The organism is Streptomyces sp. NPDC058001, from assembly GCF_042886315.1.
Lineage (GTDB): Bacteria > Actinomycetota > Actinomycetes > Streptomycetales > Streptomycetaceae > Streptomyces.
Map to the genome: position 1 here is coordinate 409,814 of NZ_JBHVQT010000006.1, position 15,862 is coordinate 425,675.

A 15,862-nucleotide genomic window follows, 5' to 3' on the forward strand; every position below is an offset into this window, starting at 1 on the left:
GCCTCACCCCCGGTCTGGAGTAACACCGCGCGATATCCCGGTCGGTCCGGGAGATCGTGGGTGGACCACCCTTCAGCCGGGGGGCGAGAGAAGGCTCAGCATCATGGCGACTCTGTGCAGGCCCGCTGTATCCGTTCCGGAACACATCATCACCATGGAGGAGACACTCGCTCTGGCGAGTTCCCGCCACGCGGATCACCCTCAACTGCCTTTGGCACTGCGACTGATCAGGAACACCGGGGTCCAGACCCGGCACCTCGTGCAACCGATCGAGGAGACACTGAAGCACCCGGGGTTCGAGGACCGCAACAAGCTGTACGTGGCCGAGGCCAAGGCCCGGGTTCCCGACGTCGTGCGCCGCGCGCTCGACGACGCCGAACTGGGGCCCGCCGACATCGATGTCATCATCTATGTCTCGTGCACGGGCTTCATGATGCCGTCACTCACGGCGTGGCTCATCAACGCCATGGACTTCCGTAGCGACACCCGCCAGATACCGATCGCCCAGCTCGGCTGCGCGGCCGGCGGTGCCGCGATCAACCGCGCGCACGACTTCTGCACCGCCTACCCGGAGGCGAACGCGCTCATCGTGGCCTGCGAGTTCTGCTCGCTGTGCTACCAGCCGACCGACATCGGTATCGGCTCGCTGCTCTCGAACGGGCTCTTCGGTGACGGTGTGGCCGCCGCCGTGGTGCGCGGGCAGGGCGGCACCGGCATCCAACTGGAGCGCAACGGCTCCTATCTGATCCCCAAGACCGAGGAGTGGATCGCGTACGACGTACGCGCCACCGGTTTCCACTTCCTGCTCGACAAGCGGGTGCCCGCCACCATGGAGCCGCTGGCTCCGGCCCTCAAACAGCTCGCGAGCACCCATGGCTGGGACGCGACCGACCTGGACTTCTACATCGTGCACGCGGGCGGTCCCCGCATCCTGGACGACCTCAGCAAATTCCTGGAGGTCGATCCGGAGGCGTTCCGGTTCAGCCGGGCGACGCTCACCGAGTACGGGAACATCGCCAGCGCCGTCGTCCTGGACGCACTGCGCCGGCTGTTCGACGAAGGCGGCGCTGCCCCCAGCGCCCGCGGACTCCTCGCCGGATTCGGCCCCGGGATCACCGCCGAGATGGCACTGGGCCGCTGGGTGAACGCCGACCAGCCGTTGGCGCGGGCCATGCGGGTCACGCGGGCTCCGGCACCGGCGCCGACCGCCTGAACCGCGCCGTCGCGGGCCATCACCCCTGACCGTAGGCCCGGCGCGGGTCATCCCGCGCCGGGCTCCGCTCGACCGACTCGACGAGGACACACCCCGCATGACCGACAAGATGACGACCGATGTCACTGCCACACTGCCACCCATCAGGTTCTGGCCCGCGCTCGACCTGACCGCGGTGGACTTCGACCCCGTCCTGGCGGAGCTGATGCGCGAGGGCCCGGTCACCCGTATCGCGCTGCCCAACGGCGAGGGCTGGGCCTGGCTGGTGACCCGCTACGACGATGTGCGCGCGGTGACCAACGACACCCGGTTCAGCCGGAAGGCGGTCATGGGGCGGCCGGTGACCCGGCTCGCCCCGCACTTCATCCCGGTGGCGGGCGCGGTCGGGTTCGCGGATCCGCCCGACCACACCCGGCTGCGCCGTTCGGTCACGACGGCGTTCACGGCGCGAGGCGTGGAGCGCGTACGGGCGAAGTCCCAGGAGTTGCTCGACGGGCTGGTGGACGAGTTGCTGCGGGACGGGCCGTCCGCCGATCTGACCGAGCGGATCCTCGCGCCGTTCCCGATCGCCGTGATCTGCGAGCTGATGGGAGTGCCGCCCCGGGACCAGGAGCGGATGCACTCCTGGACGGACCGGATCCTGTCCTCGTCGTACGGCGCCGAGGTCAGCGAGCGGGCCAAGGACGAGATGCTCGCTTACTTCACCGACCTGGTACGGGAGCGGCGCGACAGCACGTCCGAGGATGTCGTCGGACTGCTCGGCGCGGCGGTGGGCCGGGGTGAGCTGACCGAGGAGGAGGCGGTCGGGCTCGCGCTGCTGATCCAGATCGGCGGCGAGGCCGTCACCAACAACAGCGGGCAGATGTTCTATCTGCTGCTGACCCGTCCCGCGCTGCGCGAACGGCTGGTGGCCGAGCCGGAGTTGCGCTCACAGGCCATCGACGAGCTGATCCGCTACATCCCGCACCGCAGCGCGGTGGGCCTGTCCCGGATCGCGACGGAGGATGTCGAGGTGCGGGGCGTACGGATCCGCGAGGGTGACGCGGTCTATGTGTCGTACCTGGCCGCGAACCGCGATCCGGACGTCTTCCCGGACCCGGAACGTATCGACTTCGACCGCAGCCCCAATCCGCATGTGTCGTTCGGTCATGGACCGCACTACTGCGTGGGCGGGATCCTCGCGAAGATGGAGTCCGAGCTGCTGGTGTCGACGCTGCTCGACCGGCTGCCGGGGCTGCGTCTCGCGGTGCCGCCCAGCGAGGTGCCATGGCGGCGCGGCGCCCTGATCCGGGGCCCCGAGGCCCTTCCGGTCACCTGGTGACCGGGCGGCAGGAGATCCGATGACCACGCTCACACCGTCCGAGGGGCTGCTGGTACCGCCCGGCCACGGCCGCAGGGTACGCACCGCCGCCCAGGACGTCACCTTCAAGGTCACCGGTACGCACTCACGGATCGCGTCCAGCTTCGAGGTGGTCGTACCGCCGGGATTCGATGTCGGCGCCCATCTGCACACCCGCAGCGAGGAGTTGTTCTACGTCCTGGAGGGCGAGTTGGACGTACTCGCCTTCGAGCCACGGGTGCGCACCCCGGACCGCTGGCAGCGCTGGGAGTCGTTCTCGGGCGGCCGGGTGGTGCGGGCCACGCCGGGCACCGTCATCCTGGTGCCGCCCGGGTGCCCGCACGCCTTCGCGAATCCGACCGGGAGCCCGGCGAAGATGTTCTTCCAGTCGTCGCCACCGCCCGATCACGAGCGGTACTTCGACGAACTCCTGGAGATCCTCTCGGCCGACGGCCCCCCGGACCACGACGCGATCGCCGCGCTGCGCATGCGGTACGACATCGAGCAGTTGACGCCGCTGCGGCACGGAAGCGACGAGAACGGTGAGGACGAGGAGAGCGGTGAGAGCGGTGAGTCTCCGCAGCCGGCCGTGTGGTCAGCGGATGGGCATCCCTGACAGGGCGCGCGCGATGACGAGGCGCTGGATCTCGCTGGTGCCTTCGAAAATGGTGTAGATCGCTGCGTCGCGGTGCATGCGCTCGACGGGGTACTCACGGGTGAAGCCGTTGCCGCCGAGGATCTGCACGGCCTGCGCCGTGACCTCCTTGGCGGTCTCGCTGGCGAACAGCTTCGACATCGACCCTTCGGCGGAGGTGAACTTCTTGCCGTTGACGGCCATCCAGGAGGCCCGCCACACCAGCAGCCGGGAGGCGTCGATACGGGTGCGCATGTCGGCGAGTTGGAAGGCGATGCCCTGGTTGTCGATGATCGGGCGGCCGAACTGTTCCCTCGTTCTGGCGTAGTCGAGGGCGACCTCGTACGCGGCGCGTGCGGTGCCCACGGCCATCGCGCCGACGGCGGGGCGTGACGCCTCGAAGGTGGCCATCGCCGCGTTCTTCACCCGCTCCGAGCCGCCGGCCTTGACGCGTTCGCGGGCGCGGGCCAGTCGTTCGTCCAGTTTCTCCTTGCCGCCGAGCAGGCAGGAGCCGGGGACCCGTACGTCCTCCAGGACGACCTCGGCGGTGTGCGAGGCGCGGATGCCGTGCTTCTTGAACTTCTGGCCCTGCGCGAGGCCGGGGGTGCCGGGCGGGACGATGAAGGAGGCGTGGCCCTTGGAGCCGAGGCCGGGGTCCACGACGGCGACGACCACATGGACGTTGGCGATGCCTCCGTTGGTCGCCCAGGTCTTGGTGCCGTTCAGGACCCATTCGTCCTTGGCCTCGTCGTAGACGGCGCGGGTGCGCAGGGAGGCCACATCGGAGCCGGCGTCGGGTTCGGACGAGCAGAACGCGGCCACCTTCACATCGTTCTGGTCGCCGTACATCTGCGGGATCCAGGTGCCGATCTGCTCCTCGGTGCCGTTGGCGAGGACGCCGACCGCCGCGAGACCGGTGCCCACGATGGACAGGGCGATGCCCGCGTCACCCCAGAACAGTTCCTCCATCGCCATCGGGATGCCGAGTCCGGTGGGGTCGAAGTACTGCTGGGCGTAGAAGTCGAGGGAATAGATGCCGACCTTCGCGGCTTCCTGGATGACGGGCCAGGGGGTCTCCTCGCGCTCGTCCCATTCGGCGGCGGCGGGGCGGATCACATCGGCGGCGAAACCGTGGATCCAGTCCCGCACCTCCCGCTGTTCGTCGTTCAGCTCCATGGTGAATTCGGCCATGACCCCTCCAGCGCCTGCGTCCACAGCATATGTTACTTGCGGTAACAGCGAGTCTGTTACCGCCCGGTAGCGCGTGTCAACTCCACTCGTCCCGTTCGTGGTACTTCCGACCAGGAGTGTTACGTTTCGCAGGCGTCATCGAGTCATCGGGGTGGGGAGAGACCATGGACACCACACAGCGGAGCGATCAGCAGCGGTCGGCCGACCGTCGCCGTCGCGAGCTGCTGGAGGCCGCGGACCGGGTCGTGCTCCGGGACGGACCCGGCGCCTCCATGAACGCCATCGCCGCCGAGGCGGGCATCACCAAGCCGATCCTCTACCGCCACTTCGGCGACAAGGGCGGCCTGTACGCGGCCCTCGCCAAGCGGCACACCGATGCGCTGCTCGCCTCGCTGCGAGCCGCGTTGGACGCGCCGGCGGAGCGCCGCGCCCGCGTCGAGGCGACCCTCGACACCTACCTCGCGGCCATCGAGGCCCGGCCTCAGGTGTACCGCTTTCTGATGCATCCCGCCGAGGGCACCTCACAGGGCGAGGGCGGCGCGGACCAGGGGTTCGACGTGGGGCTGCACTCCGCTCCCCTGCTGCGGCGCCTCGGCGAGGAACTCGCCGACGTCATCGGAGAACGGCTCGACCTCGGGCCGCAGAGCCAGCGCCTCGCGCGCGTCTGGGGGCACGGGATCGTCGGCATGATGCATGCCGCCGGTGACTGGTGGCTGGGTGAACGCCCCTGCTCGCGCAGCGAGTTGGTGACCTGCTTGGCGGATCTGCTGTGGGGCCGGCTCGCGGTCGCGGGCGACCGGGTCGGGGGTCCGGGGTTCTGACCTCGTGACCCGAGAGAAACGGTGACCCGGGAGAAGCCCCTGACCCGAGAGAAGACGGGCCATGGCGGGCAGGGCCCGGCAACATCGGTGACGGACTCAGATGGCCCTGTTCCACCGGGCCTTGGTGACCGCCCGCCCCAAGCGGCGACGGCGCCAACCGGTGACCCGGTCGAGATACAGACCACCGCCGAGGTGATCGACCTCATGCTGGAGACACCGGGCGAAGAACCCCGTCCCGTGGACCCGTACGGGCTCACCCCGCGATGTCACGCCCTCGACCACCGCGTGGTCGAAGCGTTCCGTCCCCGCCTCCAGGCCCGGCAGCGAAAGACAGCCCTCGGGCCCCCGCATCACCACCCCGTCCGCCTCCACCAGGCGCGGGTTCACAACATGCCCGAGATGTCTGCGGTCCTCGTCGTCGGGGCAGTCGTATACGAACACCCGCGCCGACTCGCCGATCTGGTTCGCGGCGAGGCCGACCCCCCGGGCGGCGTACATCGTGGCGAACAGGTCTTCCACCAGACGCGCCAGGGGCGGCCCGAAGTCCGTGACTTCGTCGCAGGGCGTGCGCAACACCGGATCGCCGAGCAGGATGAGGGGCCGGACACGCCCCGTGGCGCCCGGAATCGTGCTGTGTCGCATGGCGATAAGGGTACGTTCACGAGACCCGCCCACTCCGCGCCGGTGCCACAGTTCGGGCAGGTGACCGGATCTCGATAGGCTGAGGGCCATTGATGCCGGGCAGGCGCGGCGCCGAACGCAAGGAGGATCCAGAACGATGGCAGGCAACTCGGACCCGCTGACGCCGCGGGCCAAGCTGGCCGTGACGGCGGGCAAGGCAGCCGCGGCGGTCTCTCGGGCGGCGGGCCGCGGCAGTGGCTCGGTGATCGGCGGCCGGGTGGCGCTCAAACTCGACCCGGAACTCCTCGGACGGCTCGCCCAGCATCTCGATGTCGTACTGGTCTCCGCCACCAACGGCAAGACCACGACCACCCGGCTGATCGCGGAGGCGCTCGGCGCCGCGGGTCCCGTCGTCTCCAACGCGCTCGGCGCGAATATGCCCGCCGGCATCACCTCGGCCCTCGCGGGCGGCTCGGACGCCCGGTTCGGTGTCATCGAGGTCGACGAGAAGTACCTCGCGGGCGTCGCCCGTGATGTGGAGCCCAAGGCCATCGCCCTGCTGAACCTCTCCCGTGACCAGCTCGACCGCGCCGCCGAGACCCGGATGCTCGCCGAGCACTGGCGCGAGGGCCTGTCGGGATCGAAGGCCGTCGTCATCGCCAACGCAGACGACCCGCTGGTCGTCTGGGCGGCGTCGTCGTCACCGAACGTCGTCTGGGTGGCGGCGGGCCAGATGTGGAAGGACGACGCCTGGTCATGCCCGTCCTGCGGCGGTGTGATGCAGCGCCCCGGCGACGACTGGTACTGCGGTGAGTGCGGCTTCCGCCGCCCCGCGCCGAGCTGGGTGCTCCAGGGCGACTACGTCCTCGACCCGCACGGTTCCGCCTGGCCCATCCACCTCCAGCTCCCGGGCCGCGCCAACAAGGCCAACGCTGCCACATCGGCCGCCGTCGCCGCCGTCTTCGGGGTGCCGCCGCAGGTCGCGCTTGAGCGCATGTACCAGGTGCAGGCGGTCGCCGGACGGTACGACGTCGTGCAGTTCATGGGCCGTGATCTGCGGCTGCTCCTGGCGAAGAACCCGGCGGGCTGGCTGGAGACGTTCTCGCTGATCGATCCGCCGCCGACCCCGGTGATCCTCTCGGTGAACGCGCGCGGCGCGGACGGCACCGACACCTCCTGGCTCTGGGACGTCGACTACACCCGGCTCGGCGGGCACCCGATCTTCGTGATCGGCGACCGCAAGCTCGACCTCGCGGTCCGCCTCGAAGTGGCCAACCAGAACTTCCAGGTGTGCGACAGCGTCGACCAGGCCGTACAGATGGCGCCGCCCGGCCGGATCGAGGTCATCGCGAACTACACCGCGTTCCAGGACCTGCGCCGCCGCGTCGGCAACTGACCCCACCGCCCCACGGACCAAGGAATTTCGATCATGAGCGACAGCAGTCTGCGTCTGGTGTGGGTCTACCCGGACCTGCTGAGCACCTACGGCGACCAGGGCAACGCGCTGGTCGTGGAGCGCCGGGCGCATCAGCGCCGTCTCGACGTCACCCGTATCGACGTCCGCAGCGACCAGCCGGTGCCGACCTCCGGCGACATCTATCTGATCGGTGGCGGTGAGGACCGTCCGCAGCGCCTCGCAGCCGAGCGGCTGCGCCGCGACGGCGGTCTGACCCGGGCCGTCGAGAACGGCGCGATCGTGTTCTCGGTGTGCGCCGGGTACCAGATCCTCGGTCACGAGTTCATCAACGACCTCGGCGAGCGCGAGCCGGGCCTGGGACTGCTCGACGTGATCTCCACCCGGGGCGAGGGCGCCCGCTGCGTCGGGGACGTACTCGGCGACATCGACCCGCGTCTGGGGCTGCCGCAGCTCACCGGCTTCGAGAACCACCAGGGCGTCACACACCTCGGCCCGACGGCACGACCCTTCGCCCGGGTCCGCCTCGGCAACGGGAACGGCACGGGTGACGGCACCGAGGGTGCGTACAACGACACGGTCTTCGGGACGTACATGCACGGTCCCGTGCTCGCCCGCAATCCGCTCATCGCGGACCTGCTGCTCAAGCTCGCCCTCGACGTGAACGCCTTGCCGCCCACCGACGACCGCTGGTACGACGCGCTCCGCGCGGAGCGGGTGGCTGCCGCCCAGCAGCCCGCGTAGCACCTCCCTGACACCAACCCGTCTGATGCGGAATCCGCTCACTTGTGCGGGTGTGTCCAGTGGGCGGACGCCTGGTAGGGCCGAAACCGGGGCCGCCGGTATGGTGGCCGTGTCCCGCCGGACAACGTGGTCCGGTCCTCGGTCCACGGTGCAAAGGTATTCCGGGCAATGCGTATTGGTGTCCTCACCTCCGGCGGCGACTGCCCCGGCCTGAACGCGGTCATTCGATCGGTCGTCCATCGCGCCGTCGTCGACCACGGCGACGAGGTCATCGGCTTCCACGACGGCTGGAAGGGCCTGCTGGAGGGCGACTACCGCAAGCTCGACCTCGACGCGGTCGGCGGCATCCTCGCGCGCGGCGGAACCATCCTCGGCTCGTCCCGGGTACAGCCCGCGCATCTGCGTGACGGTGTGGAGCGGGCCCGGGGCCATGTCGCCGAGCTGGGGCTTGACGCGATCATCCCCATCGGCGGCGAGGGCACCCTCAAGGCCGCCCGGCTGCTCTCCGACGGCGGGCTGCCGATCGTCGGTGTGCCGAAGACCATCGACAACGACATCGCCGTGACCGACGTCACCTTCGGCTTCGACACAGCCGTGGGCGTCGCGACCGAGGCACTCGACCGGCTGAAGACCACCGCCGAGTCGCATCAGCGGGTCCTCATCGTGGAGGTCATGGGCCGCCACACCGGCTGGATCGCCCTGCACTCCGGCATGGCGGCGGGCGCCCACGCGATCGTCGTACCGGAACGCCCCTTCGAGATCGAGGAGTTGGCGAAGCGCGTCGGCGAACGGTTCTCGGCGGGCAAGAAGTTCGCGATCGTGGTGGCCGCCGAGGGCGCCAAGCCGGCTGCGGGCTCCATGGAGTTCGACGAGGGCGGCAAGGACGTCTACGGGCACGAGCGGTTCGCGGGCATCGCCCGGCAGCTCTCCCTGGAGCTGGAGGAGCGCCTCGGCAAGGAGGCCCGTCCGGTGATCCTCGGGCATGTCCAGCGCGGCGGTACGCCCACCGCGTACGACCGGGTGCTCGCCACCCGGTTCGGCTGGCATGCCGTGGAGGCCGTGCACCGGGGCGAGTTCGGCATGATGACGGCGCTGCGCGGCACGGACATCGTGATGGTGTCGCTCGCCGAGGCCGTCGAGACCCTGAAGACCGTTCCCGAGGACCGGTACGCCGAGGCGGAGTGCGTGCTGTGACGCGGTGACCTGTGTTCCGCACCGGAACCGCCCCCGGCCGCAGTGGTGGCCGGGGGCGGTTCTAGTCTGGTCCGGACAGACAGCGCTCAACCAGCACGAAACAGGAGCCGGCGGATGGATCACAGCGGGCACGGCATGACCATGGATCTGCCGCCGTTCACGCTGGGACGGGGGCTCCAGTGGTCCACGGACCCGTTCTTCCTCGTCGGCTGCGTCCTGGCACTCGCCCTGTACGGCTGGGGCGTGCTGCGGCTGGTCCGGCGGGGCGACCGCTGGCCGGTCGGACGGACCATCTCCTTCACCATCGGCGTCCTGTCCATCCTCCTGGTGATGTGCACCCGGCTGAACGACTACGGCATGGTCATGTTCAGCGTGCACATGGTGCAGCACATGGTGATCAGCATGCTGTCACCGATCCTGCTGCTGCTCGGGGCGCCGATCACGCTGACGCTGCGGGCGCTGCCCGTCGCCAAGCGCGGCCACAAGGGGCCCCGCGAGGTGCTCCTGATGTTCCTGCACAGCCGGTATCTGAAGGTAATCACGCATCCCGCGTTCACCATCCCGCTGTTCATCGCCAGCCTCTACGGGCTGTACTTCACGCCGATCTTCGACTTCCTGATGGGCTCCAGGATCGGGCACCTGTCGATGATGGTCCACTTCCTCGCCGTGGGTCTGGTCTTCTTCTGGCCGATCATGGGCGTCGACCCCGGTCCGCACCGGCCGGGCTATGTGATGCGGATGCTGGAGCTGTTCGCGGGCATGCCCTTCCACGCCTTCTTCGGGATCGCCCTGATGATGGCGAGCGGCCCGATGATCGGCCCGTACCAGAACCCGCCCGCCTCCCTCGGCATCGACCCGCTGGCCGACCAGACGGCGGCGGGCGGTATCGCCTGGGCGTTCAGCGAGGTGCCCTCGGTCCTGGTGCTGATCGCCCTGCTGTTCCAGTGGTACGCCTCCGACCAGCGCCAGGCGCGCCGCAGCGACCGGGCCGCCGACCGGGACGGGGACAAGGAGCTGGCGGCGTACAACGCCTATCTGGCCTCGCTGAACGCGCGCAGCCGCTAGCGCACCATGGGTCGACCCGCCGGGTACCGGTGTGCCCCGCTCTAGCGGTGCGGCCTGTTTCCGGGTGAGGATGGACATACGGCCGCAGCTCGGGCGGGTGGCGCCCCGCTGCCGTGAGGAGGGTGTCCAGATGCCCGGTTCCACGCACGGTTCCACGAAGACCATGGGGGTGCTCACCGTCGGCGGGCTGGTGGCGGTGACCGCCTACTCGGTGGCGCTGGGAAGCAACGGCTGGCTGTGGTTCGGCTGGGTCGTCCTGGTCCTGCTGACCCTCGGCATGGTGGTGTCCCGGGGCAACTGACCTCCTCCTGGGATCCGGGTCGGCCCGTGTCAGTCCCGTTGCGCCGGTACCACCTCGACCAGGTCCCCGCCGTCGCAGTACGTGACCGGACTGCCCTGCACCGGCGCGAACGCCTGGCAGTCGGACGTGGTCTCCCACAGCATCTTGCCGTCATACCCGAAGAGGACGAGACGGCGGCCGTCCTGCCAGAATCGGTTCCCCGAGACGACGGTGGCGTCAGGGCCGAGGCCCTTGGGGCGGACGGGGTCGGATCCGTGCAGCGGCCGGTCGGCGCGTCCGGCGGCGCGGACGACCAGGTTCCCGCCACCGCCACCGCCACTGGGGACCAGGTATTCGCCGGGCGCGAGCCGCCCGCGCGAGGTGTTCCCGGCGTCCGGCGCGATGATCCGCGCGCCCTCCTTGTCCGGCAGGACCATGCCGACCTGTGCGACCAGCGGAATCCTCCGGTCCCAGCGGCAGCCGGTCGCGGGGTCCCGGGGTGCCTGCGGCTGATCCCACACGATGTCCCAGCGCCGTCCCCGGTCCCCGTCCACGGACGCGGCGGCGCCCGCGAGGACGGTCGCACGGCAGGTGCCCTTGGCGGGCGCGGTGACCAGGACGGTGCGGTCACCCCACCGGCCGATCCGGTCGACGGTTCCGGCGGGCGGCTTCAGGCCCTTCTCCCAGTGGACGGCGCCGTCCTCGACACCGACGGTTCCGACGCGGTCGCCGGTGACCAGATAAGGCAGGCAGTAGTCGTACACGCTGTCCTCGTCGCGGACCAGCGCGTCTGCCTGACAGGAGTCGAGGACGCGGACGGGTCCCTTCACGGTACGGGTCCACTCGCGCCGGCCGGACCATGAGTTCCAGCCGGTGAGACGGCAGTCCTCCGCGCCGCAGGTGACCGCGACGGCCACCGCCGTGGACGTGTCGTGCGGCAGGAACACCCGTGTGTGCGCGGGCAGTTGGTGCCGCCAGGTGAGGGTGCCCGCTTCCAGGTCCACACCGGCGACAGCGGTGGCCCCGGAGCCCCGGCCGTCACCGCCGACCAGGACGGTCGTCATGCCGAAGGTCAACGCGGAGTGGGGTGTGCCCGGCTGACGTGACGTCAGCGCGAACTCCTCGGGCAGGGTCAGCCGCCAGCCCCGCCCGGCCCGGTCCGTCGTACTCTCCGACTCGTCCGTGCTTCCCGACTCGTGCGCGCTGTCCGGGAGGCGTACGAGCGTACGGCCCTGGCCGAGCAGCCGCGTCGACATGTCGGTCAGCGCCCAGCGGCCGTCCGGCGCGGGGGCCACCGGAAGGGCGGTCCGTGAGGATTCCTCCGGCACCGACTCGCCGTCCCATCCCCTCGACGGGCCCGGCCCGAAACAGCCCGCCAGCGCAAGCCCGGCCAGTACCGTGCCCAGCGCGCGGCGCGCGACTCGTCGCATCCCGTCCGTCCCCCCGTCAGTGCGGTCAGGTCCATCAGTGTGTACGCACCCGGAGCAAGATGCACGAGTTCGGCGGGGTACCGGTATCCGTGCGATCAGAAGTGGTCACAGGCGGGCGCACCGCGCTTACACTGGGCCCCTTCGAACAACCCCCCTGAACTGCGAGAACGCAGTTCGTTCGGCCAATTGGCGCAGTCGGGAGCCCGCCCGTGTTCTACTACGTCCTCAAGTACGTGCTCCTCGGACCACTGCTGCGGCTGCTGTTCCGTCCCCGTATCGAGGGCCTGGAGCATGTACCGGAGACGGGTGCCGCGATCGTCGCGGGCAACCATCTGTCGTTCTCGGACCACTTCCTGATGCCGGCGATCCTGAGGCGGCGCATCACCTTCCTGGCGAAGGCCGAATACTTCACGGGCCCCGGGATCCGGGGGCGGCTCACTGCGGCGTTCTTCCGCAGCGCCGGGCAGATCCCCGTGGACCGGTCGGGCAAGGAGGCCGGGCAGGCGGCGATCCGTGAGGGGGTCGGCGTGCTGAGCAAGGGCGAACTCCTCGGGATCTATCCGGAGGGCACCCGGTCGCACGACGGCCGCCTGTACAAGGGGAAGGTCGGGGTCGCCGCGATGGCGCTCAAGGCGGGCGTCCCGGTGGTGCCGTGCGCGATGATCGGCACCTTCGAGGCCCAGCCGCCCGGCCAGGTGCTGCCGAATCTGCACCCGGTCCGCATCCGCTTCGGCAAGCCGCTGGAGTTCTCGCGGTACGCGGGCATGGAGCACGAGAAGGTGATCCTGCGGGCGATCACCGACGAGATCATGTACGCGATCCTGGAGCTGTCGGGGCAGGAGTACGTGGACCGGTACGCGGCCGTGGTCAAGGCCGAGGAGACCGCCGAGAAGGCCGCGAAGGGGACGGCGCCCGAGGAGAGCGGCCGGTCCTCCCGTAAGTTCCCGCGACTGCCGCTGAGTTGAGGCTTTCCGTCCGGCCGACCGGTGCGCTACGCCGAGCGTGAAATCTGCTGCCCGCTAATTCACCTGGTCACGCGGCTCGACACCGGCCTACGGTCCCCGCATGAAGAACGCAGTGGTGATCGGGGCAGTGGGACAGATGGGGCGGGTCGCGGTGCGCCTGCTCGCCGAGGACGGATGGACGGTGACGGCGGCCTCCAAGGGCGGTGGCCGTGACCCGAGTTGGCCGGACGACATTCGAACCGTGCGGCTGGACCGCGCGGACGACACGGCCCTGAAGGAGGTCGTCGGGGACGGCTGCGACGTCCTGGTGGACATGGTCGCGTTCACGGCGGGACACGCGCGGCAGCTCATCGGGCTCGGTGACCGCGTCGGCTCGGCGGTGGTGATCTCCAGCGGCGCGGTCTACGCCGACGAGCAGGGCCGCAGTTTCGACACCCAGGAGGAGCCGGACGGCTTCCCGGCCCTTCCGGTGCCGCTCCCGGAGACGCAGCTCACGGTCGCGGCCGGCGACGCGAGCTACGGGACGCGGAAGGTCGCAATGGAGAACGAACTCCTCGCGGCGGGCGACCGGTTGCCCACGACACTGCTGCGGGCGGGCGCGGTGCACGGCCCGCACTGCCGCACTCCGCGCGAACTGTACTTCGTGAAGCGGAACTTGGACGGACGCAAGACGCGGGTCCTCGCCTACGGTGGGCGGAGCAGGTTCCATCCGGTGAGCGTGCGCAATGTCGCCGAGCTGATCCGACTGGCCGCCGCCCGGCCCGGCACCCGGGTGCTGAACGCGGGCGACCCGGACGTACCGACCGTCCTGGAGATCGGCGCCGCCGTCGACGCGCTGATGGACTGCGAGACCGAGACCGTCCTCATCGAGGGTGACGCCCCGGCGCCTGAGGTCGGCGGCAGCCCGTGGACGATCGCGCATCCGATCGTGTACGACATGACCGCCGCCGAGCGGGAACTCGGCTACCGGCCCGTGACCACGTACCTCGATGCCCTGCCGGAGACGGTGGCCTGGCTGACCGAGCGGGTGCGCGGCCGGGACTGGCGCGAGGCGTTCCCGGTGATGGCCGCCGCGTACGACCCGATGGGTGATCTCTTCGACTACGCGGCGGAGGACGCCTGGCTCGCCGGCCGCTGACCGCCGAACGCGAAGGAGGGGCGGCCGGAGATCCGGCCGCCCCTCCCCCGTATCGCTGAGCTGACTACGGCTTCGGCGTGGCGTGCGGACCGCACGTCACGTCACTGCTGTCCACCGTGCCGCTGAGCAGGTAGGCGTCCACCCGCTCATTGATGCACGGGTTGACCAGGTTGGTCACACCGTGCGAGCCCGCGTCCTTCTCGGTGATCAGACGGGAGCCCTTGAACCGCTGGTGCAGTTCGACGGCGCCGGGGTACGGCGTCGCCGCGTCACGCGTCGCCTGGACGATCAGGACGGCCGGCAGGCCCTTGCCGGTCTTGACGTTCACGGGCGTCTGCTGCTTCACCGGCCAGGTCGCGCACGGCAGGTTCATCCAGGCGTTGGCCCACGTCATGAACGGGTAGTCCTTGTGGAGCCGCGTGTTGTCTCGGTCCCACTTCTGCCAGCTGCTCGGCCACTTGGCGTCGGTGCACTCGACGGCCGTGTAGACGGCGTTGCCGTTCTCCGACGACGCGTTGCCCGCGATGTCCGACATGTCGGGCGACGCGGCGTCGATCAGGGCCTGGGTGTCACCGGCGACGTACTTGCTCCACGTCTGGGCGATGGGCACCCACTGGGAGTCGTAGTACGGCGCGCTCTGGAAGAAGCCGATCAGCTCGGCAGGGCCGACCACGCCCCCGAGGGGGCTCTTCTTCGCGGCTGCGCGCAGCTTCAGCCACTGCTGCTGGACCTGCGCCTGGGTGGCGCCCAGGTGGAAGGTCGCGTCGTTCTTGGCGACCCAGGCGGTCCAGTCGTCCCAGCGCATCTGGAAGGCGACGTCCTGGTCGAGGTTGGCCTCGTACCAGATCTTCTCGCGCGACGGGTTGACCACGCTGTCCACGACCATGCGGCGGACGTGGCTCGGGAAGAGGGTGCCGTAGACGGCGCCCAGGTAGGTGCCGTACGAGACGCCCAGGAAGTTGAGCTTCTTCTCGCCGAGTCCCGCGCGGATGACATCGAGGTCACGCGCGGTGTTGGGCGTGGTCATGTGCGGCAGCATCTCGCCGCTGCGCTCGGCGCAACCGTCCGCGTACTCGGCGGCGAGCTTGCGCTGGGCGCGCTTGTCGGCCTCGCTGTCGGGGACCGGGTCGGCCTTGGGGGCCTTCACGAACTCCTGCGGGTCGATGCAGGAGATGGGCGCCGAGTGGCCGACGCCGCGCGGGTCGAAGCCCACGAAGTCGTACGCCTTCGACGTCTTGACCCACAGCGGGGCCTTGTTGGTGACGCGCGCCGGGAAGCGGAGGCCGGAGCCGCCGGGACCGCCCGGGTTGTAGACGAGGGCGCCCTGGCGCTCCTCCTTGGTGCCGGTGCTGGCGACGCGGTCGACGGCGAGCTTGATCTGCTTGCCGTAGGGCTTCGCGTAGTCGAGGGGGACCGTCACCCAGCCGCACTGGATGCCCTGGGGGAGCCCCCAGTCCGCGTCACAGTTCTTCCAGTCGATGCCGGCCTTCTCCGCGCGGTCCGCGGCGATCGCGGTGCCGCGGGCCTCGCGGTCCTGGCCCTGGCCGGCGGAGTGCGCGCTGGCCGCCGGTGCGGACAGCGCGCCGGCTATCAGCGTCCCCGCTATGAGGGTGCCGGCGGAGCCGAGTACGGCGACTCGTCTCGCTCGTCCTGTCCGTCTCAAGTGTGACCTCCCGTACGCAGTTTCGAGCAGTACGGGGATCCTGTCGGCTGTGAGGTCCCTGAGAACAGGCGTGGACCGCGTTCTTTACCAATCCGATAACCGGGTACCGACGTTCCGTTGAGCGGAGATGTCGACCTGCCGAACGATGGG

At 70.0% G+C, this 15,862-nt stretch carries 15 protein-coding genes; 11 read left to right on the forward strand and 4 right to left on the reverse strand.

Going from position 1 to position 15,862, the window contains the following annotated elements:
- Positions 1-103 precede the first annotated feature (103 nt).
- The 3 genes from ACFVT5_RS17395 (at position 104) to ACFVT5_RS17405 (ending at position 3,168) form a co-directional block, all read left to right on the forward strand.
- Positions 104-1,213 carry a type III polyketide synthase gene (locus ACFVT5_RS17395; RefSeq protein WP_389887700.1) on the forward strand — a complete coding sequence of 370 codons (1,110 nt, stop codon included), beginning with the start codon at positions 104-106 and terminating at the stop codon, positions 1,211-1,213.
- Between the two features lie 97 nt (positions 1,214-1,310).
- The gene (locus ACFVT5_RS17400) at positions 1,311-2,534 is read left to right on the forward strand and encodes a cytochrome P450 (RefSeq protein ID WP_389887703.1); all 1,224 of its coding nucleotides are present in this window, start codon (positions 1,311-1,313) and stop codon (positions 2,532-2,534) included.
- 19 nt (positions 2,535-2,553) lie between these two features.
- The gene (locus ACFVT5_RS17405) at positions 2,554-3,168 is read left to right on the forward strand and encodes a cupin domain-containing protein (protein ID WP_389887706.1); all 615 of its coding nucleotides are present in this window, start codon (positions 2,554-2,556) and stop codon (positions 3,166-3,168) included.
- Here ACFVT5_RS17405 and ACFVT5_RS17410 read toward each other — a convergent pair.
- A complete protein-coding gene (locus ACFVT5_RS17410; RefSeq protein ID WP_389887709.1) occupies positions 3,148-4,377 on the reverse strand; it encodes an acyl-CoA dehydrogenase family protein in 1,230 nt (409 codons plus the stop codon). The two genes, ACFVT5_RS17405 and ACFVT5_RS17410, sit on opposite strands and share 21 nt — an antisense overlap.
- A 164-nt stretch (positions 4,378-4,541) precedes the next feature.
- Between ACFVT5_RS17410 and ACFVT5_RS17415 the strand changes: the two genes are divergently transcribed.
- On the forward strand, positions 4,542-5,198 hold the full coding sequence (locus ACFVT5_RS17415; protein WP_389887712.1) for a TetR family transcriptional regulator: 657 nt from the start codon (positions 4,542-4,544) through the stop codon (positions 5,196-5,198).
- Positions 5,199-5,294: 96 nt separating this feature from the next.
- Here ACFVT5_RS17415 and def read toward each other — a convergent pair whose 3' ends face one another.
- The gene (def, locus tag ACFVT5_RS17420; protein WP_389887714.1) at positions 5,295-5,840 is read right to left on the reverse strand and encodes a peptide deformylase; all 546 of its coding nucleotides are present in this window, start codon (positions 5,838-5,840) and stop codon (positions 5,295-5,297) included.
- A gap of 136 nt (positions 5,841-5,976) precedes the next feature.
- On the opposite strand from def, the gene ACFVT5_RS17425 reads away from it, so the two are divergent.
- The 5 genes from ACFVT5_RS17425 to ACFVT5_RS17445 all read left to right on the forward strand — a co-directional run bounded on the left by ACFVT5_RS17425 (position 5,977) and on the right by ACFVT5_RS17445 (position 10,537).
- Complete coding sequence (locus ACFVT5_RS17425; protein WP_389887717.1) at positions 5,977-7,215, forward strand: MurT ligase domain-containing protein; 1,239 nt, start codon at positions 5,977-5,979, stop codon at positions 7,213-7,215.
- A gap of 33 nt (positions 7,216-7,248) precedes the next feature.
- Positions 7,249-7,977, forward strand: coding sequence for a type 1 glutamine amidotransferase (locus ACFVT5_RS17430; protein ID WP_389887720.1), 729 nt, complete (start codon positions 7,249-7,251; stop codon positions 7,975-7,977).
- 168 nt (positions 7,978-8,145) lie between these two features.
- The gene (locus ACFVT5_RS17435) at positions 8,146-9,171 is read left to right on the forward strand and encodes a 6-phosphofructokinase (RefSeq protein ID WP_389887723.1); all 1,026 of its coding nucleotides are present in this window, start codon (positions 8,146-8,148) and stop codon (positions 9,169-9,171) included.
- A gap of 114 nt (positions 9,172-9,285) precedes the next feature.
- Positions 9,286-10,236, forward strand: a complete 951-nt coding sequence (locus ACFVT5_RS17440) for a cytochrome c oxidase assembly protein (RefSeq protein WP_389887726.1) — start codon at positions 9,286-9,288, stop codon at positions 10,234-10,236.
- Between the two features lie 130 nt (positions 10,237-10,366).
- Positions 10,367-10,537, forward strand: coding sequence for a hypothetical protein (locus ACFVT5_RS17445; RefSeq protein ID WP_389887729.1), 171 nt, complete (start codon positions 10,367-10,369; stop codon positions 10,535-10,537).
- Positions 10,538-10,566: 29 nt separating this feature from the next.
- Here ACFVT5_RS17445 and ACFVT5_RS17450 read toward each other — a convergent pair whose 3' ends face one another.
- Entirely contained in the window at positions 10,567-11,946 is a 1,380-nt protein-coding gene (locus tag ACFVT5_RS17450; RefSeq protein ID WP_389887732.1) for a hypothetical protein, read from the reverse strand.
- A 209-nt stretch (positions 11,947-12,155) separates the two neighbouring features.
- Between ACFVT5_RS17450 and ACFVT5_RS17455 the strand changes: the two genes are divergently transcribed.
- Positions 12,156-12,911: a lysophospholipid acyltransferase family protein gene (locus ACFVT5_RS17455; RefSeq protein ID WP_389887735.1), complete on the forward strand. Its 756-nt coding sequence runs from the start codon at positions 12,156-12,158 to the stop codon at positions 12,909-12,911.
- A 100-nt stretch (positions 12,912-13,011) separates the two neighbouring features.
- A complete protein-coding gene (locus ACFVT5_RS17460; RefSeq protein ID WP_389887738.1) occupies positions 13,012-14,049 on the forward strand; it encodes an NAD-dependent epimerase/dehydratase family protein in 1,038 nt (345 codons plus the stop codon).
- Positions 14,050-14,113: 64 nt separating this feature from the next.
- Here ACFVT5_RS17460 and ACFVT5_RS17465 read toward each other — a convergent pair whose 3' ends face one another.
- Positions 14,114-15,712, reverse strand: coding sequence for an alpha/beta hydrolase (locus ACFVT5_RS17465; protein WP_389887741.1), 1,599 nt, complete (start codon positions 15,710-15,712; stop codon positions 14,114-14,116).
- Positions 15,713-15,862 lie beyond the last annotated feature (150 nt).

Excerpts from the sequence above, each read along its gene's own strand:
- ACFVT5_RS17395 (WP_389887700.1), top strand. The coding sequence starts at position 104 with ATGGCGACTCTGTGCAGGCCCGCTGTATCCGTTCCGGAACACATCATC.
- ACFVT5_RS17400 (WP_389887703.1), top strand. The coding sequence starts at position 1,311 with ATGACCGACAAGATGACGACCGATGTCACTGCCACACTGCCACCCATC.
- ACFVT5_RS17405 (WP_389887706.1), top strand. The coding sequence starts at position 2,554 with ATGACCACGCTCACACCGTCCGAGGGGCTGCTGGTACCGCCCGGCCAC.
- ACFVT5_RS17410 (WP_389887709.1), bottom strand. The coding sequence starts at position 4,377 with ATGGCCGAATTCACCATGGAGCTGAACGACGAACAGCGGGAGGTGCGG.
- ACFVT5_RS17415 (WP_389887712.1), top strand. The coding sequence starts at position 4,542 with ATGGACACCACACAGCGGAGCGATCAGCAGCGGTCGGCCGACCGTCGC.
- def (WP_389887714.1), bottom strand. The coding sequence starts at position 5,840 with ATGCGACACAGCACGATTCCGGGCGCCACGGGGCGTGTCCGGCCCCTC.
- ACFVT5_RS17425 (WP_389887717.1), top strand. The coding sequence starts at position 5,977 with ATGGCAGGCAACTCGGACCCGCTGACGCCGCGGGCCAAGCTGGCCGTG.
- ACFVT5_RS17430 (WP_389887720.1), top strand. The coding sequence starts at position 7,249 with ATGAGCGACAGCAGTCTGCGTCTGGTGTGGGTCTACCCGGACCTGCTG.
- ACFVT5_RS17435 (WP_389887723.1), top strand. The coding sequence starts at position 8,146 with ATGCGTATTGGTGTCCTCACCTCCGGCGGCGACTGCCCCGGCCTGAAC.
- ACFVT5_RS17440 (WP_389887726.1), top strand. The coding sequence starts at position 9,286 with ATGGATCACAGCGGGCACGGCATGACCATGGATCTGCCGCCGTTCACG.
- ACFVT5_RS17445 (WP_389887729.1), top strand. The coding sequence starts at position 10,367 with ATGCCCGGTTCCACGCACGGTTCCACGAAGACCATGGGGGTGCTCACC.
- ACFVT5_RS17450 (WP_389887732.1), bottom strand. The coding sequence starts at position 11,946 with ATGCGACGAGTCGCGCGCCGCGCGCTGGGCACGGTACTGGCCGGGCTT.
- ACFVT5_RS17460 (WP_389887738.1), top strand. The coding sequence starts at position 13,012 with ATGAAGAACGCAGTGGTGATCGGGGCAGTGGGACAGATGGGGCGGGTC.